21 protein-coding genes and 1 tRNA gene are annotated in these 25213 nt (G+C 69.9%); 5 read left to right on the top strand and 17 right to left on the bottom strand.

The window, feature by feature from the left end:
• Window position 1: 1 nt before the first annotated feature.
• From RUR_RS11065 to RUR_RS11050, 4 genes are read right to left on the bottom strand one after another with little or no spacing between them, the layout of a single operon-like run.
• The gene (locus RUR_RS11065) at window positions 2-700 is read right to left on the bottom strand and encodes an adenosylcobinamide amidohydrolase (protein ID WP_346349033.1); all 699 of its coding nucleotides are present in this window, start codon (window positions 698-700) and stop codon (window positions 2-4) included.
• Window positions 697-1467, bottom strand: a complete 771-nt coding sequence (locus tag RUR_RS11060; RefSeq protein ID WP_283134879.1) for an ABC transporter ATP-binding protein — start codon at window positions 1465-1467, stop codon at window positions 697-699. The genes RUR_RS11065 and RUR_RS11060 overlap by 4 nt, the downstream gene beginning before the upstream one ends.
• Window positions 1464-2471, bottom strand: coding sequence for a FecCD family ABC transporter permease (locus RUR_RS11055; protein WP_283134878.1), 1008 nt, complete (start codon window positions 2469-2471; stop codon window positions 1464-1466). The genes RUR_RS11060 and RUR_RS11055 overlap by 4 nt, the downstream gene beginning before the upstream one ends.
• Complete coding sequence (locus tag RUR_RS11050; protein WP_283134877.1) at window positions 2468-3424, bottom strand: ABC transporter substrate-binding protein; 957 nt, start codon at window positions 3422-3424, stop codon at window positions 2468-2470. Before RUR_RS11050 ends, RUR_RS11055 begins: the two co-directional genes overlap by 4 nt.
• A gap of 215 nt (window positions 3425-3639) precedes the next feature.
• On the opposite strand from RUR_RS11050, the gene galK reads away from it, so the two are divergent.
• Entirely contained in the window at window positions 3640-4773 is a 1134-nt protein-coding gene (gene galK / locus RUR_RS11045; protein WP_283134876.1) for a galactokinase, read from the top strand.
• A 265-nt stretch (window positions 4774-5038) separates the two neighbouring features.
• On the opposite strand, the gene RUR_RS11040 is transcribed toward galK, so the two are convergent.
• The 3 genes from RUR_RS11040 to RUR_RS11030 all read right to left on the bottom strand — a co-directional run bounded on the left by RUR_RS11040 (window position 5039) and on the right by RUR_RS11030 (window position 7651).
• The gene (locus RUR_RS11040) at window positions 5039-6205 is read right to left on the bottom strand and encodes a nitric oxide synthase oxygenase (protein WP_283134875.1); all 1167 of its coding nucleotides are present in this window, start codon (window positions 6203-6205) and stop codon (window positions 5039-5041) included.
• A gap of 171 nt (window positions 6206-6376) precedes the next feature.
• Window positions 6377-7417 carry an AI-2E family transporter gene (locus RUR_RS11035; RefSeq protein ID WP_283134874.1) on the bottom strand — a complete coding sequence of 347 codons (1041 nt, stop codon included), beginning with the start codon at window positions 7415-7417 and terminating at the stop codon, window positions 6377-6379.
• A 158-nt stretch (window positions 7418-7575) separates the two neighbouring features.
• Window positions 7576-7651: transfer RNA gene (locus RUR_RS11030), tRNA-Asn, on the bottom strand.
• A 175-nt stretch (window positions 7652-7826) separates the two neighbouring features.
• On the opposite strand from RUR_RS11030, the gene RUR_RS11025 reads away from it, so the two are divergent.
• The gene (locus RUR_RS11025) at window positions 7827-8114 is read left to right on the top strand and encodes a YtxH domain-containing protein (protein ID WP_283134873.1); all 288 of its coding nucleotides are present in this window, start codon (window positions 7827-7829) and stop codon (window positions 8112-8114) included.
• Between the two features lie 14 nt (window positions 8115-8128).
• Here RUR_RS11025 and RUR_RS11020 read toward each other — a convergent pair whose 3' ends face one another.
• The 4 genes from RUR_RS11020 to dnaG all read right to left on the bottom strand — a co-directional run bounded on the left by RUR_RS11020 (window position 8129) and on the right by dnaG (window position 13193).
• A complete protein-coding gene (locus tag RUR_RS11020) occupies window positions 8129-8602 on the bottom strand; it encodes a hypothetical protein (protein WP_283134872.1) in 474 nt (157 codons plus the stop codon).
• 3 nt (window positions 8603-8605) lie between these two features.
• A complete protein-coding gene (locus RUR_RS11015; RefSeq protein WP_283134871.1) occupies window positions 8606-9907 on the bottom strand; it encodes an amylo-alpha-1,6-glucosidase in 1302 nt (433 codons plus the stop codon).
• Between the two features lie 133 nt (window positions 9908-10040).
• Entirely contained in the window at window positions 10041-11177 is a 1137-nt protein-coding gene (rpoD, locus tag RUR_RS11010; RefSeq protein ID WP_283134970.1) for an RNA polymerase sigma factor RpoD, read from the bottom strand.
• Window positions 11178-11321: 144 nt separating this feature from the next.
• Window positions 11322-13193, bottom strand: a complete 1872-nt coding sequence (gene dnaG, locus RUR_RS11005) for a DNA primase (RefSeq protein ID WP_283134870.1) — start codon at window positions 13191-13193, stop codon at window positions 11322-11324.
• 131 nt (window positions 13194-13324) lie between these two features.
• On the opposite strand from dnaG, the gene RUR_RS11000 reads away from it, so the two are divergent.
• The gene (locus tag RUR_RS11000) at window positions 13325-14206 is read left to right on the top strand and encodes a M23 family metallopeptidase (RefSeq protein ID WP_283134969.1); all 882 of its coding nucleotides are present in this window, start codon (window positions 13325-13327) and stop codon (window positions 14204-14206) included.
• A gap of 72 nt (window positions 14207-14278) precedes the next feature.
• Here RUR_RS11000 and RUR_RS10995 read toward each other — a convergent pair whose 3' ends face one another.
• Window positions 14279-15496 (bottom strand): NAD(P)/FAD-dependent oxidoreductase, encoded by a 1218-nt coding sequence (locus RUR_RS10995; protein WP_283134869.1) that lies wholly within the window; start codon window positions 15494-15496, stop codon window positions 14279-14281.
• 11 nt (window positions 15497-15507) lie between these two features.
• Entirely contained in the window at window positions 15508-16740 is a 1233-nt protein-coding gene (locus tag RUR_RS10990; protein WP_283134868.1) for a deoxyguanosinetriphosphate triphosphohydrolase, read from the bottom strand.
• Between the two features lie 178 nt (window positions 16741-16918).
• Between RUR_RS10990 and RUR_RS10985 the strand changes: the two genes are divergently transcribed.
• The gene (locus RUR_RS10985; RefSeq protein WP_283134867.1) at window positions 16919-17497 is read left to right on the top strand and encodes a TerD family protein; all 579 of its coding nucleotides are present in this window, start codon (window positions 16919-16921) and stop codon (window positions 17495-17497) included.
• 99 nt (window positions 17498-17596) lie between these two features.
• On the opposite strand, the gene RUR_RS10980 is transcribed toward RUR_RS10985, so the two are convergent.
• The 3 genes from RUR_RS10980 to ppdK all read right to left on the bottom strand — a co-directional run bounded on the left by RUR_RS10980 (window position 17597) and on the right by ppdK (window position 21883).
• Window positions 17597-18136 carry a DUF6529 family protein gene (locus RUR_RS10980; protein WP_283134866.1) on the bottom strand — a complete coding sequence of 180 codons (540 nt, stop codon included), beginning with the start codon at window positions 18134-18136 and terminating at the stop codon, window positions 17597-17599.
• A 139-nt stretch (window positions 18137-18275) separates the two neighbouring features.
• Window positions 18276-18956: a hypothetical protein gene (locus RUR_RS10975; protein WP_283134865.1), complete on the bottom strand. Its 681-nt coding sequence runs from the start codon at window positions 18954-18956 to the stop codon at window positions 18276-18278.
• Window positions 18957-19204: 248 nt separating this feature from the next.
• The gene (gene ppdK / locus RUR_RS10970; RefSeq protein ID WP_283134864.1) at window positions 19205-21883 is read right to left on the bottom strand and encodes a pyruvate, phosphate dikinase; all 2679 of its coding nucleotides are present in this window, start codon (window positions 21881-21883) and stop codon (window positions 19205-19207) included.
• 455 nt (window positions 21884-22338) lie between these two features.
• Here ppdK and RUR_RS10965 point away from each other — a divergent pair, with 455 nt between their 5' ends.
• Window positions 22339-23025 (top strand): DUF4190 domain-containing protein, encoded by a 687-nt coding sequence (locus RUR_RS10965; protein WP_283134863.1) that lies wholly within the window; start codon window positions 22339-22341, stop codon window positions 23023-23025.
• A 602-nt stretch (window positions 23026-23627) separates the two neighbouring features.
• Here RUR_RS10965 and RUR_RS10960 read toward each other — a convergent pair.
• Window positions 23628-25013 carry a glycine--tRNA ligase gene (locus RUR_RS10960; protein WP_283134862.1) on the bottom strand — a complete coding sequence of 462 codons (1386 nt, stop codon included), beginning with the start codon at window positions 25011-25013 and terminating at the stop codon, window positions 23628-23630.
• Window positions 25014-25213 lie beyond the last annotated feature (200 nt).

Below are 25213 nucleotides of genomic sequence, written 5' to 3'. Positions count from 1 at the left end.
CCTATCGACGGTTCGGCGGAGGCCGCCCCGGGTCGCCGGCGTCGCCTGTACCCCGCGCCGACCACGCCCGCGCGCCCGAAAGGACCGCGTCGTGTACGGCGCGCGCGATCCGGGCTCCCCACTCCGACCGCGGACCGGCGAACTCCTCGGCGGTCCCGTCGGCTCGCGCGGCCACGCAGAGGGCGTCGCTGGCGGTTCCGGTGCAGGCGTACCCGGCGGTGAGCAGCGCCTGGGTCTTCGCCTCGGTCGCCGTCATAACGGCGTTGACCAGCGCGGCGTCGGTCAGCCGGACCGGCAGGGAGACGACGATGTTGATCGTTCCGGGCACCCGGATGGGGGCGAGTTCCCGGTCCACGGCACCCGCGGGCGCGGCGGCCCAGGTGGGCACCCGCAGCCCGACGGTGGCGACGGCGTGGACGCCCTCGTCGGCGGCGGCGGTACGGCGGTCGACCGAGGCGGCGGTGAGCATGCCCACCCCGGGGCCGTGCAGACCGGCCGCGTCGGCGAGTTCACCCAGGTGATCCACCGGGTCCATCCGGGAGTATCCGGCGACGACCTGGGCGTTCATCACCCACTCGATCGGGCCGATGCCGCCGCCGAGCATCGCCGAGGAGATCATCCGCAGGCCCGGCCCGGCCCGCCACACCAGTGCGGGCAGCCGGACGCCGTCCTCCTCCCGCCAGAGCAGCTCCAGTCTCACGGCCGCTCCAGCGCCATGGTCGGCCGTCCGTCCCCGCCGACCGACACCGTCACCTTCGCCCCGAAATGTTCGGCGACGGTCTCCGCGGTGAGTACGGCGGCCGCGGGTCCGGAGGAGACGACACCACCCCGGGAGAGTAGCACCATGGTTTCGGCATACTGCGCCGCAAGCGACAAGTCATGCAATGTGGTGATGACGGTGAGCGCGTCGGCGAGCCGGAGGCGGTCGACGAGCTCCAGGACCTGCTGCTGATGGCCGAGATCGAGCGCGGAGGTCGGCTCGTCCAGCAGGAGGATCCGCGCCTCCTGCGCGATCGCCCGGGCGAGCACCACCCGTTGCCGCTCGCCGCCGGAGAGCTTCGCCAACCGCCTACCCGACATATCCGATAAGTCCAGGCGAGCCAGTACCGAGGCCGCCACCCGCCGGTCGTTCCGGCTCTCCGCGCCGAGATAGGGGATGTACGGCGACCGCCCGAGCAGCACGTAGTCGAGGACGGTCATCTCCGGGGGCAGGGTCGGGGACTGCGGGGCGTAGGCCACCAGCCTGGCCCGCTCCCGCGGCTTCAGCCCCCGAGCCGGCCTGCCCTCGACGGCGATCTCACCCTGGTAGGCCACCAGGCCGACCATGGCCCGCATCAGCGTCGACTTCCCCGCGCCGTTCGGCCCGATCACGGCCGTCCAGGAGCCGCCCGGGGCCTCAAGGGAGACCTCCGAGAGCACCGGGCGGCCGTCGAGCGCGACCGAGACGCCCCGTACCGAGAGCGTCATATCTCCACCCGCCGGGTGGCGCGGAGCACCAGCACGAAGAACGGCGCCCCGACGAAGGCCGTCACCAGGCCGAGGGGCAGCTCGGCGGGGGCGACCACGGTCCGGGCCGCCAGGTCGGCGAGCATGAGGAAGCCGGCGCCCATGAGCAGGGACATCGGGAGGATGAGCCGGTACGAGGCGCCGATGAGCCGGCGCGCCACGTGCGGGACCACCACGCCGACGAAGCCGATCAGACCGCTCACCGCGACGGCCGCCCCGGTGGCCAGGGAGGCCGCCGCCACGATGACGAGGCGGACCTGGGGTGCCCGCAGGCCGAGGGCGGACGCCTCGTCGTCGCCGACGCTGAGCACGTCCAGCAGACGACCGTGCAGGAGCAGGGCGAGGACCGAGACGCCCGCGTAGGGCGCGATCATGCCGAGGGTGCCCCAGTCGGCCGAGCCGAGCCCGCCGAGGATCCACGAGTAGATGCGTTCGAGTTCCTCCACCCTCGTCTGCTGCACGAACGTCTGGACGGCGGTGAGGAACGACGCCACCGCGACGCCGGCCAGCACGAGGGTGGTCTGCCCTCCGCCGCGCCCGGTCGTGCTGCCGAGCAGGTAGGCGAGGAGCACGCCCCCGATGGCGCCGGCGAACGCGGCGAGCGGGATGCCGAAATCGGATTCGGCGGGGGCCAGGACGATGACGAGGGTGGCTCCGAGCCCGGCCCCGGCCGCGGCGCCGAGCAGGTAGGGGTCGGCGAGCGGGTTGCGGAACACCCCCTGGTAGCCGGCTCCGGCGATGGCGAGCAGCCCGCCGACGAGGGCGCCCATGAGCACCCGCGGCAGCCGGAGCTCGAACAGCACGTTCAACTCGACCACGCTCAGCCGGGTGTCCAGGCCGAGCAGGGCGCGGACCGCCTCGCCGGGCGGGATGTCCGCCGCGCCGGAGAGGAGCCCCGCCACCGCGACGAGAACGCAGGCGATCGGCGTCGCGGTGAACAGGGCCAGGCGCAGAGCGGTTCTCACGAGGGGGACGGGGCCTTCTCCACGGCGGAGGCGACGGCCTTGACGAAGTCGACCAGGCGCGGTCCCCAGCGGGAGGCGACGTCGTCGTCGAGCGGGATCACCCCGCCGTTCCGCACCGATCCCAGAGCACTCCAGCCGGGCCGTTTGGCGACGGTGTCGGCGCTCTGCCCGCAGCACTTGACGTCCGCGAGGAACACCAGGTCCGGGTCGGCCTTGAGGATGTACTCGGCCGACAGCTGGGGGTAGCCCGTGCCGGTCTTGTCCGCCTTATCGGCGATGTTGGTGAGGCCGAACAGGCCGTACACCTGCCCGATGAACGTGGTCGAGGTCACGCTGTAGAGGTCCTGGGTGAGCTCGTGATAGTAGGTGAGCGACTTCTTCGGGGCCTTGGCGACGACGTCCGCGATCTCCTGGCGCATCCCGTCGGCCAGGGTCTTGGCCGCGTCGGCGTTGCCGGTGGCCGCCCCGAGGTCGGTGATCTGGTCGTAGACGTCCTCGACCTTCACCGCGGCGGGTTCCACCACCACCGGGATCTTGACCTTCTCCAGCGCCTTGACGATGCCGTCGGTGTCGTTGGAGACCACCACCAGGTCGGGCTTGTAGCCGATGACCGCCTCGGCGTTGGGCTTGAATCCGGAGAGCTTGGTCTTGGGCGCCTCGGCCGGGAAGGTGGACTGGTCGTCCACGGCGACGACCTGGGAACCGGCCCCGATGGCGTAGAGCACCTCGGTCGCGGTCGGCGCCAGCGACACGATCCGCTGGGGACGTGCCGGGATGGTGACACTTCCATTGCCTGCCGTCACGGTGACCGGGAAGGCCGCCGCCGACGGGGCGGGCGCGGAGCTCACGGGGGTTGATGGGGGGGCTGACGAGGGCGTCGTCGCCTGGCCGCATCCGGCCAGGGTTAGAGCGCCCAGCAACACTGCCGCGCCGAAGGCGCGCACGGGCCTCACGAGGGGGACCTCCATGGTTGCCGGGGAGTGACGGACCCGTCTGGACGGATCGCCCTTCCCACGAGGGTCGACTTCGTCTGCGCAGGTGAGGCGACCTGGCTCGGACCCGTTGACGGGGGTCATGACAGTTGCGGGACAGCGCCGGGCTCACACCGGACTTCGCTACACGTTGCGCATCGAAACGGTATCAGGCGGTCTGGCTAGACTCACCTCCCGTGACCCCTATCGAGGCCTTTCAGCAGGGCTACGGCACCGCGCCGGCCGGAGTGTGGCACGCGCCCGGCCGGGTCAACCTGATCGGCGAGCACACCGACTACAACGGCGGCCTGGTCCTGCCGATCGCCCTCCCCCTCGGCGTCGACGCCGCGGTCGCCCCCCGCGAGGACGGGGTCCTGCGGGTGCGTTCCCTCCAGGAGCCCGGCCCGCCGGTGACGATCGCGCGACCGGAGCCGGGCACGGTCACCGGATGGGCGGCCTACCCCGCGGGCGTCGTCTGGGCGCTGCGCGCGGCCGGGCACCGGGTCGGCGGCGCCGACGTCCTCGTCGACGGCGACCTTCCGCGCGGGGCGGGGCTCGCCTCCTCTGCCGCCCTGGAGGTGGCGGTGGGGACCGCCCTGAACGACCTGTACGACCTGCGGCTGACTCCGATGGAGATCGCCGGGATCTGCCGCCGGGCCGAGAACGACTTCGTGGGCGTCCCCTGCGGGATCATGGACCAGGCCGTGTCGGCGCTCGCCGTGGAGGGGCACGCGCTCATGCTGGACTGCGGCTCCCTGGCGAGCCGGGCGGTCCGCTTCGACCCGGGCGCCGCGGGGATGGAGCTGCTGGTCGTCGAGACGGGTGTCCGCCGGGAGCTCGGCGACGGCCGGTACCGGGAACGACGCCGGGAGTGCGCCGAGGCGGCCCGCCTGCTCGGGGTGGACGCCCTGTGCGAGGTGACGGACGTGGCGGACGCGCTCGGCCGGCTGGGTGGGGAACCGGTGCTGCGGCGCCGGGCCCAGCACGTGATCATCGAGAACCACCGGGTGAACTCGTTCCTCGGCCTGCTGCGGGCCAAGGCCGTACCGGAGCTGGGCGGGTTGCTGGTCGCCTCGCATCTGTCGCTGCGCGACCAGTTCGAGGTCTCCTGCCCGGAGCTGGACGTCGCGGTGGAGGCCGCGGTGCGGGGTGGGGCCCGGGGTGGCCGGATGACGGGGGCGGGCTTCGGTGGATCGGCGATCGCGCTGGTCCCGGTGGACCGGGTTCCCCGGGTGGCCGAGGAGGTGGAGCGGGCCTATGCCGAACGCGGCTGGAAGCCGCCGCGGATCTTCCCGGTGCGGCCCGCCGCGGGGGCGCGCCGCGTCGGATAGCGGGGCCGGGAACGCGAGGTCGCACGACCGGAGACCACGAATCCGGCCGCGCGACCTTTTCGGTGAGAGGACCCCCCAGCCCTCAACACGAGTGTGCGCGTGCGAACACACCTCCCATCTGTCGGGGACTCTCATCTGACGAGCAGCTTGAATTTCCACGGAGGAGATTACCTAGTTAAACGGTAGGTAATCCATGAAAGTCTGTCAACCCCTTCTGTAATACCGAATACAGCATCCTGGAGGGCCTGGGAAGGCCCAGCTCTCCTCAGGCCGGCCCCGGGCACGGCCTCTCGGCGGGGTGGTACACGAACTCGGGTCTCAGCCGCAGATCGTCGTAGTAGCGGTGGAAGACGGGGGTGGCCGCGCCGGAGAGCGGCGGAACGATCCACGACCAGTCGGCCGGGCACACCCGCCCGGCGCGCTCCTCCCGTTCCAGGTGGGTGAGGAAACGCCGCGCCTCGGTGTGGTGGTCGGTCATGCTCACGTCGGCCACGGCGAACGAGTGCAGCACCGCGACGTTGAGCTCGACCAGCGCCCGATCCCGCCAGAGGGTGCGTTCGCGGGAGGTGTCCAGGCCGAGCCGTTCGGCGACGACCGGCAGCAGGTTGTACCGGCCGGTGTCGGCGAGGTTGCGCGCCCCGATCTCGGCCCCCATGTACCAGCCGTTGAACGGCGCCGCGGGGTAACAGATCCCGCCGATCTCCAGGCACATGCCGGAGATCGCCGGCACCGCGTGCCAGCGCAGTCCGAGCTCGGCGAACCAGGGGTGGTGCGGATGGTGGATGAGCACCTCCAGGATCGCGTCGCCGGGCACGGTGTGCAGCGTCGGGCGGCGGTCCTCGGCCTCGATGATCAGCGGGAGTACGTCGAACCGGGTGCCCGGACCGCCCGGCCAGCCGAGGCGCCGGGCGGTGGCGGTGAAGTCGGCGTACCGGGCGTCCCCGATGACCGAACCGTCCGCGGCCCGGTATCCCGCGTACCGGATGAGCTGTTCGTTCCAGATCCGCGGCGCGCGGCGGCCGGGCTCGTCGGGGGCGAACACCGTGATGGTCGGGCGGATCCGGCCGCCCCCGGTCGCCTCCCGGAGGTGGGCGACGCACTCGGCGGCCACGCCGTCGGCCGTACGGACGTCACGCCGGTCCCTGACCCGCAGGGAGCGCCAGTAGAGGCGGCCGATGCACCGGTTGCTGTTCCGCCAGGCGACCCGCGCCCCGAAGACGAGCTCGTCCTCGGTGTGCTGGTACGTCCCGGTACGGAGGATTTCCAGCATGACGGCGCGCAACCGCCGGGACACGCTTCCGGCCTCCGGGTTCTCCGCGTGGTAGAGGCGGATGAACTCCTCGGCCTGTTCGGGTCGCACCGGGTCGGGCGCGGCCGACGCCGGTTCGGCGAGGTCGGGCGTCGTCACAGGAATCTTCAGCCAGGCAAGCACGCTTCCACCCATCCGCAGCGCTAACAGAACTCCGTGCGTTCCGGGTGAAATCCCACAAAGCGGTGCCCTAAGCCGCTTGGTGGGCACTGGCGCGACGTACTCAATGCGCACGGGTAAGTCTGCTGCACTGAGAGTGATTTGTCCGGCGAATCGGCAAGCACGCCGGGGAGCTCAGGCGGCCCGCCGCTCCATGCCCGAGTCGGCCATCAGATCACCGGCCCAGCGCAGCCGCGGGTCGCTGTCGACCAGCACCGCCTTCACGAACGCCGTGAGCGGTACGGCGAGCACCGCGCCGAGCGCTCCCAGCACGTAGGCCCACACGAGCAGGGACAGCATGGTGAGGGTGACCGAGAGCCCCACCGCCTGGCCGAGGAACTTCGGCTGGATCAAGGACTGGATGACAAAGTTGATCACGCAGTACCCGACGACGACGAGCAGCATCGTCACCCACCCCGACTGGAGCAGGCCGAGCAGCGCCGGGGGAACCAGGCCGATGACGAACCCCAGGTTGGGGATGTAGTTGGTGATGAACGCCAGCAGCCCCCAGAGCATGGGGAGCGGCACCCCGAGGACGGCGAGCAGGCCGGTGTCCAGCACCGCGACGATCAGCCCGAAGACCGAGGAGACCACCAGGTAGCGACAGGTGCCCCGGGCGTAGTTCGCCAGCGCCTGCACCAGATCCGGCCGGCCCGGCGCGATCCGGACGAGCCTGCGGACGAGCGCCCCGGTGTCCAGGCTCATCGACACCAGCAGCACCACGATGAGGACGAACGCGGTGGAGACGCTGAGCAGGCCGGAGAGGAAGCCCTGGACCAATTCGAGGATCTTGGTCGGGTCGAAGGTGGTGACGGCCTTCTGGATCTGCTCGTTCTTGATCCCCAGCTTCGCCGCGTACCCGGTCACCGCCTGGGCGAGTGAGTTCAGCTGATGCGAGTAGGAGGGCACCAGCGTGGCGAGCTGCGCCAGGGCGAGGATGAGCGCGAACAGCAGGGCCAGCAGGGTCAGCAGGACCGCGCCGAGCGGCACGGCCACGGTCACCCAGACCGGGGCGCCCCGACGGACCAGCCAGGAGCGCAGCGGGCTTACCGCGATCATCAGGGTGAGGGCGAGGAAGACCGGCCCGGCGATCGAGGAGACTTCCCGCAGCCCGGCCAGGACGATGAAGGCGGCGGCCGTGCCGATCAGAATCTTCAGCCCTGGTGCGGCACCCATGCGTCCCCCGTCGCGAACGTGGGGGACAGCGCCGAGTGTGGCAAACCCGGCGGCCGCCCGCCAGGCGACACGACCTCGCGGCCCGCGGTGTGAACGCCTGTGGAGGGGGTATGGGGGAAATGTCACAGGGTGCGAACCTAGGTCCGCACCCTGGTGGATGGCTCCCGCGACAGGACTCGAACCTGTAACCTGCCGGTTAACAGCCGGACGCTCTGCCTATTGAGCTACGCGGGATCGGCAGCAAGAACCTGAGCCTTGTGTTTTCGGCTCTGCCCTGCGGCGCGGATCTAAGGTTAGCGCATGAGAGGGTGTGCGTGTTGCACAGCCGAGGAGGGGGTAGGTCCTCGCCAAAACCAGAGCCCTGCGCACGGGTTGGGCCACCGATGTCCACGACCTCGCGGAGACGACAATGCGTTATCGGGTTAGCTTCCTGGCGGGACTCGCGATCGGCTACATCATGGGCAGTCGCGCCGGCCGTGAACGGTACGAGCAGATCAAACGGGTGACCCGCAGATTCGCCGACAACCCCGCCGTACAGGGTACGGCGGGCCTGCTCCAGGCCCAGTCCGCCAAGCTCTACGAGGACGTCAAGGAGCGGGTCTCCACCAAGCTCGCCGAGCGGGTGCCCGCGATGCGCGACGCCGCGAACTCCGAAGCCCGGCGCACCTCCCGCACGTCGCATCCGACGACCCGCTGACCGCGGGCGGCGCCTCAGGCCCCGAGCCGAAGGCGGATGAGGCGCAACGCCTCCGCGGCGAGCTCCCGGACCTCGGGGTCCTCGGGGTCCAACCCGGCGTCGAAGACCTGCGTCCAGGTGAACTCGGCGGCCCCCGGAACCCGCCTGGCGACCAGCCGGACCCCGCCCCGCTCGTCCAGCCGGACATGCCGGTTGACCACGATCGACGAGGTCACCCGCTCCCGCACCACCTCGGGGAGCCGCCCTTCGTGGACCAGCGGCACGGCGTACTTCTCACCGTCGGTGTCCTGGATGCTCAGGTGCCCTTCCCGCCATCGAACGTGATCGAATCGATACCAGGGCAGGCGCGTCCCCCCGGGCAGATGGAGGGCCTGATCGGTGGCGACCACGTAGGCGTCCTCGGACGCGGTGCCGAAGGCGAGCACCCGTTCGCCCCGTTCCAGGGTGGCGGGCGCGGGCGGCTTGCGGCGGCGTAGTGAGAACCCCATGGACTACACGCTACGGCTTGTGGTGAGGAGGTCGAGCGCCAGGGCCGCAGAGCACGAAAAATCACGACAACCGCGGCCGGTTCCGTCGAAGGGATCGAAACACTCACGGAACCCCGCCTGGCGGACGAGCCGGAGGGTGCTCGACGCGATGATGTCGGCCAGACCGGTCATCCCGTGCACACAGCACCCCCGCCAGAGCAGCCAGTTGGCGCTCACCCAGGTCGGGCCGCGCCAGTACCGGGTCCGATCGAACTCGGGCGCCCGGATCTCGCAGCTCGGCACCGGATACCCCGCCGCGCCCATGAACCGAGGCGACTCCAGCAGGGCCACCATCGCGGTGATGTACTCCATCGGCAGCCCCGGGTCGAGGAGCGGCCCGAACCCGCCGACCGTGCAGATCGGAATCGACCGTCCGGCCCGCACGTCACGGGCGAGGAAGGCGCCGCTCGACGGGCTCCACAGCCGCTCGATCAGCGCGGCCCGGATCCTGGCCGCGTCCTCCTCGTAGGGCGCCGGATCACGGCCGATCACCGGGGCGAGCTGCGCCAGCGCCCAGGTGGAGGCGAGCCAGATCCCGTTGAACATCGGGTCCTCGACCGCGAACGGATGCTCCTCGCGCAGGTAGCCGGCGGCGTATCCGGAGTCCCGGTAGCCCGCGGCGAGCCAGATGTAGCGGTCGTGGTCGCTCTCGGCCCCGGCCGGGTCGCGCCGGTAGTCCCGGCGGACCACCGGGAGCGCGGCGAGCGGCGCGTCGAAGGCGGGGCTGTCGTCCATCCCCGACTCCCACGGGTGGACGATCGCGGCGAGCCCGCCCCCGCCGAGGTCGCGCACCCGGGCGAGGTGGGCGTGCTGGGCCAGCAGGGCGGGCCAGAGACGGCGGACGAACCCCCGCAGGCTCTCGCGGTCGAGGCCGCTCCCGTTCCGCCACATCCACCAGAGCGCGTACGCGTGCAGCGGCGGCTGGGTCAGTCCCGACGTGGCGACCCCGCGCGGGGCGTCGTCGTGGTCGAGGGACCGCCACACCTCGGGCCCGGGGAAGTACAGGCTCCGGTCGGCGGAGTGGAAGACGATGTGCGGGAGCATGCCGTCGCGCCACTGGCCGCGGAAGAGGCTCCGCAGCTCCTCCCGGGCACGCCGCGGGTTCCTCCGTGCCATGCCCAGCGCCGTGAACGCCGAGTCCCAGCTCCACTGGTGCGGATAAATGCCAGGTGAGGGATGGGTTGCCAGCCCCGTCCAGTTCGCGTCGAGCACGCTCCATGCATCGCGCCCGAGTGCGGCATCGTCGAGAGCGGGCCGCGCCTCCATCGCCGGATCTTTGCCCGTTTGCGATCGACCTTAATCCGATTCAAGGGCGTAGCTTTAAGCATTTGTACGACCACCGGCCGATATGACGCCATGCGCCGACGAACGGCGCAGGCGGCGCCACCCGAACCCGCGGTCAGTCGAGGTAGTCCCGGAGCATCTGCGCCCTGGTCGGATGGCGGAGCTTGGCCAGCGTCTTGGACTCGATCTGCCGGATCCGCTCCCGGGTCACCCCGAACTCCCGGCCGACCTCCTCCAGGGTCCGCGGATGCCCGTCGGTGAGGCCGAAGCGCAGCTGGATGATGCGCTGCTCCCGGTCCGAGAGGGTGGCCAGGATCTCGTCCAGCTGATCCTGGAGCATGATGAAGGCCGCCGCCTCGATGGGGACGACGGCGTCCGCGTCCTCGATGAAGTCGCCCAGGTCGGAGTCCTCCTCACCGATGGGCGACTGGAGGGAGACGGGTTCCTGGGCGATCCGCTGGATCTCCACCACCCGGTCGGCCGGGAGGTCCATCTCGGCCGCGATCTCATCCGGCGCCGGTTCCCGCCCGAGATCCTGGTGGAGCTGACGCTGAACGCGCACCAGCTTGTTAATGGTCTCCACCATGTGCACGGGAATGCGAATCGTTCTCGCTTGATCGGCGATCGCCCGGGTGATGGCCTGGCGAATCCACCAGGTGGCATAGGTGGAGAACTTATAACCCTTGGTGTAATCGAATTTCTCCACCGCGCGGATGAGGCCGAGGTTTCCTTCCTGGATGAGATCCAGGAACAACATGCCCCGGCCGACATAGCGTTTCGCAATCGAAACCACGAGCCGGAGATTGGCTTCGATCAGACGCTGTTTGGCCCGTGTCCCATCCCAGACCAGCTGCTCCAGATCGAACCGGGCGAGCCTGACCAGACTCGCGCCGAGTTTCTCCTCCGCGAACAGGCCGGCCTCGATCGCCTTGGCGAGCTCGACCTCCTCCTCGGCGGTGAGAAGCGGGACCCGCCCGATCTCCCGCAGATAGATCCGGACAAGATCACTGGTCGGCGCCCGCTTGCCGGGGTCCTCATCCTCGGCTCGCCCGAGGTCCTCGTCCCCGTGGGGCTCAAGGACCTCGACTCCCTGCTCCGCGAGGAGGCGTACGACGCGCTCCAACGCGTCGGCCGGCAGTTCCGAACGGTCCAATGCGGCAGCGACATCGTCGACGGTGACACTTCCCCGTTCTCTGCCGCGTACGACGAGATCCGCCACCTGGTCGACCGATGGCGTCTGGCTTGGTAGCACCGATGCACCCACGGAACACAGTCTGCGGCATGGAGCCACAAAAAGGGGGGGCCTATTTTTACTTTAAAAGTAAGCGGACAAGCGATATGCAATAGAGATCTCAATAAGGGTTTGGGCCCCAAGACCACCGGCTATTGAATCTTTTTATGGGCTTCCGATGGCGCGCTCGCGCAGCGTCCTGCGATGCTGCTCCAACGCGATCAACTCACCGAACAGGCGGTTGTATTCCTGCTGCTCGGTAACCGGATTCAACCTCTGCAGTCGCGCCTTCACCTGGGATATCCCCCGTACCACCGCCAGCTCCTCCAGCCGGGCCAGCATCGCGGCGCCGTACCGCTCCTCGGCCTCCCCGTCGGACCGGAGCGCGTCGACGGCGAACCGGGTCACCAGCGACCGCAGCTCCTGGGTGTCGGCGGCCTCCCTCAGCAGCTCAACCCACTCCCGGCCACCCGCGCCCGCCGCGGCGACCCCGCCGGACTTCACGATCAGCCGGTGGACCGCCGCGTGCTCGGCCACGGTGAAGACCGACTCGTCCAGGATGTCGAACCCCGGCCCGAGCAGCGCCGGATGCTGGATCGCGAGTTTGAGGGCCTCGATCTCGACGTGGACGGCGGGGTCGGCGGCGTCGGGCTTGCGGCGGGCCGCCTGGACCGCCGGGGCCGCGCGTCCGGCGCCCGCGGTCGCCCGGGAGGCGATCTCCGAGATTCGCCGGAGCACGAATCGCTCGTCCATGAGCCCGAGCCACCGGTCGAGGTCCACCGCGTACATCTGCCGGAGGGCCTTGTCCTTGATCGTGGCGACCAGGGGCGCCGCCTCGTCGAGGGCGTTGAGCCGGGCCTCGTTGGTGGTCAGGTCGTAGCGGGCGAGGATCCGCTGGATCGCGAAGTAGAAGAGCGGCTGGTGATCCTCTTCGATCAGCTTGCGGACCGCGGCGTCGCCCTGCTTGACCCGGAGCTCGCACGGGTCCAGGCCGTCGGGCTGGATGGCGACGAAGGTCTGGGTGACGAACTTCTGCTCCTCGTCGAAGGCCCGCAGCGCCGCCTTCTGCCCCGCCAGGTCGCCGTCGAAGGTGAAGATGATCTGCCCGCGGTGCGCGTCCTGGTCGAGCATGAGGCGCCGGATCACCTTGACGTGCTCGCCGCCGAAGGCCGTACCGCAGGTGGCGACCGCGGTGCCGACGCCCGCCAGGTGGCAGGCCATCACGTCGGTGTAGCCCTCCACGACGACGGTCCGGGACTCCTTGGCGATGTTCTTCTTGGCGAAGTCGACCCCGTAGAGCACGGTGCTCTTCTTGTAAATCGGGCTCTCCGGGGTGTTCAGGTACTTCGGCCCGTCCTCGGACTCGTCGAGCTTGCGCGCCCCGAACCCGATCACGTCCCCGGTGAGGTCGCGGATCGGCCAGACCAGCCGGTTCCGGAACCGGTCGATCGGCCCGCGCCGGCCCTCCTTGGCGATCCCCGCCTTGATCAGCTCGGCCACGGCGAACCCCCGGGCGACCAGGTGCCTGCTGAGGGCGTCCCACTCCGCCGGGGCGTAGCCCACCCCGAAGTACTCCGCGTCGGCGGCCTCGAAGCCCCGCTCGGCGAGGAACCGCCGGCCCGCGGAGGCGCCCGGACTGCCCAGCTTCTCCCGGTAGAACTCCTCGGCCGCCTTGTGGGCCTCGACGAGCCGGGTGCGCTCCCCCTGCTCCCTGCGGGGTACGTATCCCCCCTGCTCGTACCGGAGCTGGATCTTGGCGCGGGCGGCGAGCCGCTCGACCGCCTCGGCGAAGCTGAGGTGGTCGATCTTCATGGTGAAGTCGATCACGTCCCCGCCGACGCCGCAGCCGTGGCAGTAGTACAGGCCCCGCGCGGGGGTCACGTTGAACGAGGGTGTCTTCTCGTCGTGGAACGGGCACAGGCCTTTCAGGGACCCCCCGCCCGCGCTGCGCAACTGCAGATGGTCGCCGATGACCTCATGGATCGGCGACCGTTCACGTATGAGGGCGATGTCCTCGTCACTGATCCGACCTGCCACGCCGAGAGTCTAGCCGCGCGCTCTCCTTGATCGCCCGATCGTGGGGATCCGAGCCGGAATGGGAGGTACCAAAAGGGAGGTCCGCTAGATAGGAAAAGCTTGGTTTCGGTAGCGTCAACCGGGTGCACATCATGCAGTCGGGGCATCTCCTGCGAATCGCGGCGTTAACCGCGCTACTCGCGTCGGGTTGCGGTGTCGGCGACCAGGTGAACAGCCTCTCGGTCGCACCGCCCGCGCCGACCCCCCAAACCCTCGCGACGAGCACGGACGCGGCTTCGCCGACGCCCACCCCGGAACCGGTGACCGAGCCGGCCCCGACCTCCACGAACCCGCCGCCGGCGCCGCCGATCCGTCCCAAGCCGGCGGATCCGGTACGGCTTCCGCCGCCCAAGCTCTCGCCGTACCGGTACGTCTTCCCGGTCAAGGACTGCCCGGTCACCTACACCAAGCGGTTGCTCGTCCTGCCCAAGACCACCGTCTGGGCCCAGCGGGGCTGCTCCTTCGTGGCCCCGATCGGCGGACGCGTCCACGAGGTGAACACCCGGGACCGGTGGCGGCCGAAGGTCGACCACGGCGCGACCCGGGAGGGCCGCTACGTCACGATCATCGGCGACGACGGCGTCCGCTACCTCGGCGGGCACCTCGCCACCGTGACACGCGGCCTCAAACCGGGCATGCGGGTGAGCGCCGGCCAGGTCCTCGGCACGATCGGCGACTCGGGCGACGCCCGCGGCAAAGGCACCAACCTCTACTTCGCCATCTCCTGGGAGACCGCGAAGAAGTACTGGTACGTCCGCCGGGGCATGGTCGGCCCGTGGAACTACCTCGACGCCTGGCGCAACGGCAACAGCACCTACTCCCCCGCCCCCGTCGTGATCGCGGTGAAGCGGCGGCTCGGGGCGACCCCCCGATGCAAGACCCTGTGCCGGTCCCAGCCGGCGCCCAAGCCCGCCGACCCCAGGACCCCGGTCCCCGCCGACCCGCTCGACGACCGCGTCACCAGGCTGCTCTGACCGCGCAGGCGACGGACATACTCCTCCAAGGGTGAGGGGCCGCTCCGCGGCCGGTCCCTCACGACCCGGGAATCAGGCGGAGGTCGCGACCTCCGTGAGCGGCACACTCCCGTCGGCGAGCCGCCCGACGTCGACCGGCGCACCCGAGCGGATCAGGCCCTGGATGTCCCCGACGACGTCCCAGACGTTGACGTTCATCCCCGCGATCACCCGCCCGGAACGGAGCCAGAAGGCGATGAAGGCCAGGTCCTCCGTCCCGCCCCGGTAGACGACCCGGTCGTAGCCGGTCACATCCCCGGAGAACTCCATCCCCAGCTCGAACTGATCGGTGTAGAAGTACGGCACCCGGTCGTAGACGACCTCCCGGCCGAGCATCGACCGCGCGGCCGCCGGACCGGAGTTCAGCGCGTTGGCCCAGTGCTCGACCCGGATCCGCCGTCCGAGCAGCGGGTTGAACGCGGAGGCCACGTCACCGGCGGCGTAGACGTCCGGATCGCCGGTCCGCAGCGACTGGTCGACCACGACGCCGTCGTCGACCTCCAGGCCCGCGTCCCGCGCCAGCCCCGCCTCGGGTGCCGCGCCGATTCCCGCGACGATCACATCCGCGGGCAGGACCGTGCCCGCCGTGGTGACCACCTCGCGCTCGCGGACCTCGGCCACACCCTCGCCGAGCAGCAACCGGACGCCGTTGCGCCGGTGCACCCCGGCGAAGACCTCGCCGAGTTCGGGGCCGAGCACCCGGAAGAGCGGGGTCCGCTCCGGCTCCACGACCGTGACCTCGCAGCCCGCCTGACGGGCCGCGGCCGCCGTCTCCAGGCCGATCCACCCCGCCCCGGCGACGACGACGTTCCCGCCCGCGGCGAAGGCCTCGCGCAGCGCCTCGCTGTCGGCCAGGGTACGCAGGTAGCGCACCCGATCGGCGCCCTCCACCGGGAGCCTGCGCGGGGTGGCGCCCGTGGCGATGAGCAGCTTGTCGTACGGCTGCCGCGTGCTCTCCCCGGAATCCGCCGCCGAAAGCAGCACCTGTTTGGCGGCCCGGTCGATCCGGGTGGCCGTCGTGCCGAGGCGGAGGTCGACGCGGTTCGCCCGGTACCAGTCCGCGTCGTGGACGAAGACCTTCCCCCGCTCCGACTTCCCGAGCAGATAGCCCTTGGAGAGCGGAGGCCGCTCATAGGGCGGCTCGTTCTCCGCCCCGACCAGGACGATCTCCCCGTCGAAGCCCTCTTCGCGGAGGGTCTGGGCCGCCTTCGCGCCCGCCAGACTCGCTCCGATGATCACGTAGGTCGCCATGGGCCCAGTATTCAACGGACCAGACGGCGATGCCAGGCGATCGCCGACGCGTCGGTCAGCGCCGCGATCTGGTCCACGACCACCCGCAGCCGCGCGGCGTCGCCCGTCGCCGCCTCGAAGGCCGGGCGCAGCGCGGGCTCCAGCGTGTCCGGGGCGCCCGGCGTCATCTTCGCCGCGAGCTCACCGATGAGGTCCCGCTGGGCCGCCTGGGCCGCATGGTGGTCGTCCCGGGACATGACGTAGTGGGCGGTGACCCCCTTGAGCAGGGCGCACTCCAGCCGCTGGGTCCTGGGCACGACCAGCGTGGCGCCGTACCGGATCCGCGGCGAGCCGTACGCGGCCCGGGTGGCCTCCTCCGCCGCGCCGCAGAACCGGCCGATCAGCTCGCTGGTGAGGTTCTTCAGCCCGGCCAGGGAGGACATCGTCCCGTCGTAGCGGACCGGCCAGAACGACCTGCTCACCAGGTGGGCGAAGACCTCCTCCAGCTCGGCCGTGCCCGCGTCCGCGGCGTACTCCTTGGCGGTCAGCGCGCAGACGTCCCGCCGCTCCCCCGGATCCAGCAGCGCGCCGAGGTGGACGTGGCCGGAGTGGAGCGCGTCCTCAAGATCGTGCACCGAGTAGGCGACGTCGTCCGCCCAGTCCATCACCTGGGCCTCGAAGCAGACCCGTCCGTCCGGCACCCCCTGCCGGATCCAGGTGAACACCGGCAGGTCGTCCGGGTAGACGCCGAAGGACTTGCGCCCCTCCACCCGCGGCCAGGGGTACTTGCAGGAGGCGTCGAGCGCCGCGCGGGTCAGGTTGAGCCCCACGCTCTCGCCGGACGGGGTCACCCGTTTGGCCTCCAGCCGGGTGAGCAGGCGCAGGCTCTGCGCGTTCCCCTCGAACCCCCCGCACGGCCCGGCGAGGGCGTCCAGCGCCGCCTCGCCGTTGTGGCCGAACGGCGGATGGCCGAGATCGTGGGCGAGGCACGCCGTGTCCACCAGGTCCGGGTCGCACCCGAGGGCCTGCCCCATCTCGCGCCCGATCTGTGCGCATTCAAGGGAGTGGGTCAGCCTGGTGCGGGGGCTGTGCTGGCCGAAGCCGACGTTCTCCCCCGGGGTCACCACCTGGGTCTTGGCCGCCAGCCGCCGCAGCGCCGCGCTGTGCAGCACCCTGGCCCGGTCCCGTTCGAACGGGCCGCGCTCCAGGTTTCCCGGAGGTTCGTCGATCCATCTCGCCTGGTCGTCGACGCTGTAGTGGCTCATAGGTCTAGAGAGCCTAGACCCCTCCGGGGTCGGCGACGCCACGATCTGCTTGACCTGCGTCACAGGCGGTGCCAAAGTACCGGCGATCGAGCCCGCTTAAGGATCAAGTACCGATCAAGTGGTCCGCAACCGGCGGTTCCTACCGTGACCCGGTACGCAACGAGAGAAGGAGATCCGCGTGTCAATCTCATTGTCCAAGGGCCAGCAGGTGGCACTCGTCAAGCCCGGCGGTGGCACCCCCGGCGTGGTCCGGATGGGCCTGGGCTGGGACGCGGACGGCCGGAAGGGACGCCCCGAGGGGGTGCGCACGCACGCGGTGGACCTCGACGCGTCGTGCATGCTGTTCAACGCGGCCGGCGAACTCGTGGACTCCATCTGGTTCCGCAACCTGACCAGTGAAGCCGGCGCCGTCGTCCACAGCGGGGACAACGTCAGCGGTTCCGGCGAAGGCGACGACGAGAGCATCACGGTCGACCTGGCCAAGGTCCCCGACGGCGTCAGCCACCTCGTGTTCACCGTCAACTCCTTCAGCGGACACCGCCTCTCCAAGGTCGACAACGCGTTCTGCCGCCTCGTGGACGCGGACAGCGGCGACGAACTCGCCCGCTACGACCTCAGCATCTCCACCGAGCAGGCCGCCCAGATCATGGCGAAGGTCTCCCGGGGCGAGGAGGGCTGGACCATGACCGCCATCGGCGCCGAATGCGCCGGCCGCACCTTCAAGGACCTCCTCCCCGCGGTCTCCCCGCACCTGTAGACCCGCGGAGTGCCGGAGCCCGCGGCTTGCGAACGGCCGGTTTGACGCCTATGAGAACCCGGCTCCGGGGGGAGCCGGATTTTCCGGTGTCCGGGGTGGTCAGACCCGGATGCCGACCGTGGCGAAGAACCACAGTGACGAGGTCAGCCAGACCCCGACGAATCCCGCGAAAACCACCCCGCCGACGACGGCGACCGCGCCGAACCTGGCGTTCTCCCGGCTGAGCATCAGCATCTTGGTGGTGAAGGCGCCGTAGAGCAGGCACCCGACCACGCTGTGCACGAGCACCCTCGGGCTGGAGTACTGCAGGCCGAGCGAGTACAGGCAGTGGAAGGCGACCGGCAGGGTGAACAGGAACGCCAGCCGTCCCGACCAGCGATGCGCGCCCGCGGCCCACGGCCGCCGTCCCCCCGGCAGCCGAAGCACCCCGCCCATGGCGAGCGCGGTCACCACCTGGACCCCCGCGAGCAGGACGGCGAAGGTGCCGAACCACACCTTCATCGTCAGCACGGTGGAGAACCCGAACGACACGATCAGCTCGCGGGCCGGCGGATGGACCCGCCCGTAGACGCCGAGGACCAGGGCGACCGCTCCCCCCGCGAACAGCGGCGCCAGCCACAGACCGATCGAACGGTTCATCCCATTCCTCCTACCTCGGGAGCAGACCGATCCCGTACGACCGCAGGCTGCCCGACGCCCGAACCCGCCCTGCGAGACGGCCCCTGCGCGGCCCGGTTCCCCCGAGGCCGATCCGTCTCGGCCGGCGCGTACCGGGCGATCACGGGGCGGCCGGGTCGGCGGGGGCCACGGGGAGACGTTCTCCGTCCACCTCGACGGCGTCGGTGCCCGGATCGTAGGCGGGCGCGCTCCGCACGCTCGTCCCGACCTTCACCACGCCCACCTGGCGTCCGTCCGGGGTGACGATCCAACCGCCCACGACCTTGGCGCCGCGCAGCGTCGCCGTCAGGCGGTAGAGCCCCGACGGGGGCCTGACCGGCGGGGCCGAGAAGCCCACCGGGTCACCGCCCTTGAGTTGCACCGCGCCGCCGAGGAAACGGTCGCCGACCGCCGCCACCACCTGCCCGCCGGGGCCGGTCAGGACGACGGACCCGTCGGCGTTGACCTTGCCGCGCAGCCAGGCCTCGAGCCGGCGCCCGTCGCACACGTAGGCGATGGCCGACCCGCCCGTCACCACGACGCCGATCACCGCGCGGAGTGCGGGGATCCGGGCCGCGTACACCTTCCTCGTCGTCGAAGCCGGTTTCGCCGACGGTTTCGCCGCGGGTTTCGCCGACGGCGAGGCCGTGGGCGTCGGAGCGGCCGACGGGGTGACCCGGGGGGTGCCGACGGCAGCCGGGGCGGACGCCTGCGCCGTCACCCCGGTCCGGCCGAACATGGCGATGACCATGGTCGCCAGCAGGCCGAAGATAAGCGTGTAGAGCGGGCCAGGACGACGCATGTCTCTTCCTCGGCTCGGTATCGGCAATGATCCCTCACTGAACCAACACCGGCAAGATCACACAAGACGTCCCGGCTTACGGTCCGCTCACATCCGGCATCCGGAACGGCCGACGGCCGGTCGGGGCCTTCCGACGAAGGCTGCGAACGGGTGCCGACGGAATCCGGCGTACGGGGCGAAGCCGCGGCCTCAGCCGCCGGTGGTGATCCCCGCGTGACGTGGCCGATCACGCCACGCGGGGACGATCATCAGCGGGTGTCGGAATCGCCGCAGGTCAGGGCCGCCCGACCGGCTTCGAGCCGGGCGACGGGGATACGGAACGGGGAACAGGAGACGTAGTCGAGCCCGGTTTCGTGGCAGAAGTGCACCGAGTCGGGGTCGCCCCCGTGCTCACCGCAGATCCCGAGCTTGAGGTCGGGGCGGGTCTTCCGGCCCTCCTCCGCCGCGATGCGCACGAGCCGGCCGACGCCGTCCCGGTCCAGGCTCTCGAACGGGGAGACCCCGAAGACGCCCAGTTCCAGGTAGCGGCTGAAGAACGAGGCCTCCACGTCGTCCCTGGAGAACCCCCAGGTCATCTGGGTCAGGTCGTTGGTGCCGAAGGAGAAGAACTCCGCCGCCTCGGCGATCTGCCCGGCGGTCAGCGCCGCACGGGGAACCTCGATCATCGTGCCGATCAGGACGGGCGACTCACCGTCGGGGCCGATCCCGTTGGCGCGCAGGATCGCCACGGCCTCGTCCCGTACGGCCTCCAGCTCCTGGACCGCCCCGACGAGCGGGATCATGATCTCCGCCCGGGGGTCGCCGCCGGCCGCGCGGCGCGCCACCACGGCCTCGGCGATGGCCCGTACCTGCATCGCGAAGAGTCCGGGGATGACCAGGCCGAGCCGTACCCCGCGCAGACCCAGCATCGGGTTCTGCTCGTGCAGGCGCTTCACGGCCGCCAGAAGCCGCAGGTCCTTGGGGTCGGCGTCGTCCCCGGCGAGGGCGACCTTGACCGAGAGCTCGGTGAGGTTCGGGAGGAACTCGTGCAGCGGCGGGTCGATCAGCCGGATCGTGACCGGCAACCCGTCCATCGCCGTGAAGATCTCGATGAAGTCGGATCGCTGCAGCGGCTCCAGCGCGTCCAGCGCCGCCTGCCGCTCCCCGGCCGACTCCGCCAGGATCAGATCCTCGACCAGCTGCCGCCGGTCCCCCAGGAACATGTGCTCGGTACGGCACAGGCCGATGCCCTGCCCGCCGAACCTGCGGGCCCGCGCCGCGTCCTCGGCGTTGTCGGCGTTGGCGCGCACCCCGAGCCGGCGGACCGAGTCCGCCCGCTCCATGATCCGGTGCACCGCCTGGACGAGATCGTCGGAGAGGTCGCCCGAACCCTCGAAGTACTCCACCACCGCGGACGGGACGACCGGGACCTCGCCGAGGTAGACGGCACCGGTGGAGCCGTCGATCGAGACGACCTCGCCCTCGGCGACCACAAGCCCCTCATGGGTGGTGAACCGCCCGGCCTCCACGTCCACGTCGAGGTCCTCGGCGCCGCAGACACAGGTCTTGCCCATCCCCCGGGCGACGACCGCGGCGTGGCTGGTCTTACCGCCCCGGGAGGTGAGGATCCCCTGCGCCGCGATCATGCCGACGAGATCGTCGGGGTTGGTCTCCCGGCGGACCAGGATGACGTCCTCCCCGCGGTCGGCCAGCTCCTTGGCCCGCGCGGAGGAGAAGACGACCTTGCCGACGGCGGCGCCCGGAGAGGCGTTCATCCCCTTGGCGATCTGCCGGGTGGCGGCCGAGTCGTCGAACCGGGGGAACATGAGCTGGGCGAGCTGGCCGCCGGTGACCCGCATGACCGCCTCGTCGAGGTCGATCAGCCCCTGGTCGGCGAGCTGCATGGCGATGCGGAACGCCGCGCCGGCCGTCCGCTTGCCCACCCGGGTCTGCAGCATCCACAGCTTGCCGCGCTCGATGGTGAACTCGATGTCGCACAGATCCCGGTAGTGGTTCTCCAGGATCTCCATGATCTCCATGAGCCTGGCGTAGGACGGGGCGTCGATGCTCTCCAGCTCCTGCAGCGGCATCGTGTTCCGGATGCCCGCGACCACGTCCTCGCCCTGGGCGTTGGAGAGGTAGTCGCCGTAGACGCCCTGCTGGCCGGAGCCCGGGTCCCGGGTGAAGGCGACACCGGTCCCCGAATCCATGCCGAGGTTGCCGAAGACCATGGCGCAGACGTTCACGGCGGTGCCGAGGTCGACGGGGATCCGCTCCTGACGCCGGTACAGTACGGCGCGCGGCGCGTTCCAGGAGTCGAAGACGGCCTTGACCGCGAGGTCCATCTGCTCCCGGGGGTCGCCGGGGAACTCCCGCCCCGCGTGCGCCCGGACGATCTCCTTGTAGGTCCCGACCAGCTTCTGCAGGTCCCCGGCGTCCAGATCCAGGTCGTCCTCGGTGCCCTTGGCCGCCTTCACGGCCTCGAGCGCGTCCTCGAACAGGTCGCCCTCGATGCCGAGCACGGTCTTGCCGAACATCTGGATGAGCCGCCGGTAGGAGTCCCAGGCGAACCGCTCGTTCCCGGACTGGCGGGCCAGGCCCTGGACGGACTCGTCGTTGAGCCCGATGTTCAGGACGGTCTCCATCATGCCGGGCATGGAGAACTTCGCCCCGGAACGCACACTCACCAGCAGCGGGTCGTCGGCCTGGCCGAGCCGCTTGCCCATCCGCTCCTCCAGCCGGGCGAGCTGATCGGCGATCTCGGTGTCGAGTCCGTCCGGAACACCGCCGTGCTCCAGGTAGTGACGGCACGCCTCAGTCGTGATCGTGAAGCCGGGCGGAACGGGCAGCCCGAGATTGGTCATCTCCGCGAGATTGGCTCCCTTACCGCCAAGCAGATCTTTTAGATCCTTGTTGCCCTCGGTGAAGTCGTATACATACTTGGGCACGCCACGCTCCTTCGAGTACTGCGACAACACGCGCCTTCCCGCTCGTGCCGCGACTCTACCGACAACAAACCGGGGGAAACTTCACCGTAGTTGAAAAATGGCGTTATCGCAGGTAGATGCCCATGCAGCGGTCTAATCCAATATGTTTACCTGGATTTTACGTACCCGGCGTCAACCCAATTCCCTCACTCAACGCATGCCCCAACTGAGCCTTCACTTAACCTTCATGGAATTGGTCCAGACCAATTCCGCCCCCCGTTTACGTCAAGCCCCGCAACAATCCACTGTCATTTCCCGATCCCGCCGCGACCCGGAAGAGCCGTCCGGTACGGCCTCGGCCGCCCCCTCCACCGCGGCGGCGACACCGTCGAGCCGCGCGGACGACCCGGGAAATCAGCCAACCGATCTGGGTCTTTCGGTTTTGCGGCCATCGGCGGTCGTGGGATCGTTCTCCGATGAGCCAAGCCCCAGACCTCACCGACCCCCCGGTCACCCCGCCTCCTCAATCAGGCGAGTACGAGGAGAGCTTTGAGCCACTCATCAACTACCGTCACGAAGCCCCACCCAAGCGGACAAACCCCCTCGCCGTCGCCACCCTTGCCAGTGGCATCGTCGGCCTCGTCCCGGTGGCTCTGATCCTCGGGGTCCTGGCGCTCCGGCAGGTCAGGCGGCTCGGTGACCGTGGACGAGGCGTGGCCATCGCCGGGCTCGCGGTCTCCGGGCTCTGGGTGCTCGTCTACCTTCTGGTCTTCGCGGTGATCAACCTTCTCGGCTCCGGAACCGACAACGGCCGGCCCACCGCCGCCCGGGACGTGGTGACCGTCCCGCAGGTCGGCCAGTGCATCAACGGCATCCACGGCGGCCAAGCCCCGCTCGCCCAGGTGCCCTGCGACAAGCCCCATGACGCCGAGGTCTTCGCCGAGTACGACCTGCCCCCCGGCGACTACCCCGGAATCGACCAGGCGATAGAACTCGGCCAGGCAGGCTGCCGGGAACGGCTCACCCCCGCGCTCCGCGACAACAAGGAGCTGCAGGCCATGCCCATCCCCCCGACCGAGGACACCTGGAACTCCACCCGCAGCGTCGCCTGCTTGATCGTCAGCGCCGGCCAGGTCAAGCTCACCCAGAAATACGGCGGCTGACCACCCCAAACGCCAAGTGCCCGCGACCTTCAGGTCGCGGGCACCCCCATTTCACCCGTCACCGCACTCCCACCACACGCACAACTCGCCACCCCGCCAAAAGCGATCGGGAACCCGTCGAATCGCCCCATGGCATAGAGGCGCGGTGGTCGCAATCCCTCCAGGGATTGATCAGAAACCGAATCGACATCACCATTCTCGGTAAGAGCCTGGGGTCGCTATCCCTCCAGGGATGATCGTGAACTCATGGACGGATGGTCTGTCGGCATCCTCACCAGGTTGCTATCCCTCCAGGGATGGTCTGGGACCAGGGCCACGCGGACCAGATTCCTCAGCCTGCTGCAGTTTCGATCCCTCCAGGGATGATCTGGGACCCGGCGGCATCGAGAAGAACGAGCGGTGCAACGGGTTTCTATCCCTCCAGGGATGATCTGGGACCGAGGGTAAAGTCGCAGGTCAGACTGGCGTTTGCCAGCGGTTGAGGGGTGCTTTTTTGCAGCGACCCGGCGGTAGTGCATCGTCGCAGGTCAGACCTTGATCAAACAACCGCTCAAACGGGGCCGGGGCGAGTGAATCACCCGCCCCGGCTTTGACCGACCAGATCAGTCGTTGAGGTGCTGGCGGAGGTAGGAGTCGACCTGGTCGAGGGCGACGCGCTCCTGCTTCATGGAGTCGCGTTCCCGGATGGTGACCGCCTGGTCTTCGAGGGTGTCGAAGTCGACGGTGATGCAGAACGGGGTGCCGATCTCGTCCTGGCGGCGGTAGCGGCGGCCGATCGCCCCGGCGTCGTCGAACTCGACGTTCCAGCGGCGGCGCAGCCGGGCGGCGAGGTCGCGCGCCTTGGGCGAGAGGTCGGCGTTGCGGCTGAGCGGGAGCACGGCCGCCTTGACGGGGGCGAGCCGGTGGTCGAGCCGCATGACCGTGCGCTTCTCCAGCACGCCCTTGGCGTTGGGCGCCTCGTCTTCGGCGTACGCGTCCATGAGGAAGGTGAGGACGCACCGGTCGACACCGGCCGCCGGCTCGATGACGTACGGCACGAAGCGCTCGCCGCTGTCCTGTTCGAAGAACGACAGGTCGGTGCCGGAGGCCTTGCCGTGGGTGGCGAGGTCGAAGTCGGTCCGGTTGGCGACGCCTTCGAGCTCACCCCACTCGGAGCCGGTGAAGTTGAACCGGTACTCGATGTCGACGGTCCGCTTGGAGTAGTGCGACAGCTTGTCCTGCGGATGCTCGTAGAAGCGCAGGTTCTCGGGGGTGATGCCGAGGTCGACGTACCACCGCATCCGCTCGTCGATCCAGTACTGGTGCCATTCCTCGTCGGTGCCCGGCTTGACGAAGAACTCCATCTCCATCTGCTCGAACTCGCGGGTCCGGAAGATGAAGTTGCCGGGGGTGATCTCGTTCCGGAACGACTTGCCGATCTGGCCGATGCCGAACGGGACCTTGCGCCGCGCGGACTGCTGGACGTTGAGGTAGTTGATGAAGATGCCCTGCGCGGTCTCGGGCCGCAGGTAGGCGAGGCCGGATTCGTCTTCGACGGGGCCGAGGAAGGTCTTGAGCAGGCCGTTGAACATCCGGGGCTCGGTGAACGCGCCCTTGGTGCCGCAGTTGGGGCAGCTCAGGTCCTTCAGCCCGTGCTCGGGGGATTTGCCGTGCTTCTCGGCGTACGCTTCCTCAAGGTGGTCGGCGCGGTACCGCTTGTGGCAGGACTGGCATTCGGTCAGCGGGTCGACGAACTCCTTGACGTGGCCGCTGGCCTCCCACACCTCGCGGGCGAGGATGACGCAGGAGTCGATGCCGACGACGTCTTCGCGCGCCTGGACCATCGCCTTCCACCACTGGCGCTTGACGTTGTTCTTGATCTCGACGCCGAGCGGACCGTAGTCCCAGGAGGCGCGGAGGCCTCCGTAGATCTCGCTGGAGGGGTAGACGAGACCCCTGCGCTTGGCGAGATTGACGATGGTGTCCATGACGTCGGTGCGACGTGCCATTGAGAAGGCTCCATCCGGCTGGCGGTCGGCGTTGCGGATTCAATAAGAGTTGCGGATTCAAAAAGATTCGGCCGTCCGGAAACGACGGCCTGCCGCGGCACGACACGCACCGCGGGGTATCCAGCTTAGGGGAAGCCGAGCGTCCCCAGCGCGCATTACCCGCACGCCCCGCCCCTCAGGCGATCGACCGGGCACGGTAC

It is taken from the genome of Rhizohabitans arisaemae (genome assembly GCF_025996515.1).
Lineage (GTDB): Bacteria > Actinomycetota > Actinomycetes > Streptosporangiales > Streptosporangiaceae > Rhizohabitans > Rhizohabitans arisaemae.
Note: the sequence above shows the minus strand (reverse complement) of the source record. Positions and strands in the feature narration are given on the sequence as shown.

Coding starts and splice junctions, on each gene's coding strand:
- RUR_RS11060 (WP_283134879.1), bottom strand. CDS start 1,467: ATGACGCTCTCGGTACGGGGCGTCTCGGTCGCGCTCGACGGCCGCCCG.
- RUR_RS11035 (WP_283134874.1), bottom strand. CDS start 7,417: ATGGGTGCCGCACCAGGGCTGAAGATTCTGATCGGCACGGCCGCCGCC.
- RUR_RS11025 (WP_283134873.1), top strand. CDS start 7,827: ATGCGTTATCGGGTTAGCTTCCTGGCGGGACTCGCGATCGGCTACATC.
- RUR_RS11020 (WP_283134872.1), bottom strand. CDS start 8,602: ATGGGGTTCTCACTACGCCGCCGCAAGCCGCCCGCGCCCGCCACCCTG.
- RUR_RS11015 (WP_283134871.1), bottom strand. CDS start 9,907: ATGGAGGCGCGGCCCGCTCTCGACGATGCCGCACTCGGGCGCGATGCA.
- RUR_RS11000 (WP_283134969.1), top strand. CDS start 13,325: ATGCAGTCGGGGCATCTCCTGCGAATCGCGGCGTTAACCGCGCTACTC.
- RUR_RS10995 (WP_283134869.1), bottom strand. CDS start 15,496: ATGGCGACCTACGTGATCATCGGAGCGAGTCTGGCGGGCGCGAAGGCG.
- RUR_RS10990 (WP_283134868.1), bottom strand. CDS start 16,740: ATGAGCCACTACAGCGTCGACGACCAGGCGAGATGGATCGACGAACCT.
- RUR_RS10980 (WP_283134866.1), bottom strand. CDS start 18,136: ATGAACCGTTCGATCGGTCTGTGGCTGGCGCCGCTGTTCGCGGGGGGA.
- RUR_RS10975 (WP_283134865.1), bottom strand. CDS start 18,956: ATGCGTCGTCCTGGCCCGCTCTACACGCTTATCTTCGGCCTGCTGGCG.
- RUR_RS10965 (WP_283134863.1), top strand. CDS start 22,339: ATGAGCCAAGCCCCAGACCTCACCGACCCCCCGGTCACCCCGCCTCCT.
- RUR_RS10960 (WP_283134862.1), bottom strand. CDS start 25,013: ATGGCACGTCGCACCGACGTCATGGACACCATCGTCAATCTCGCCAAG.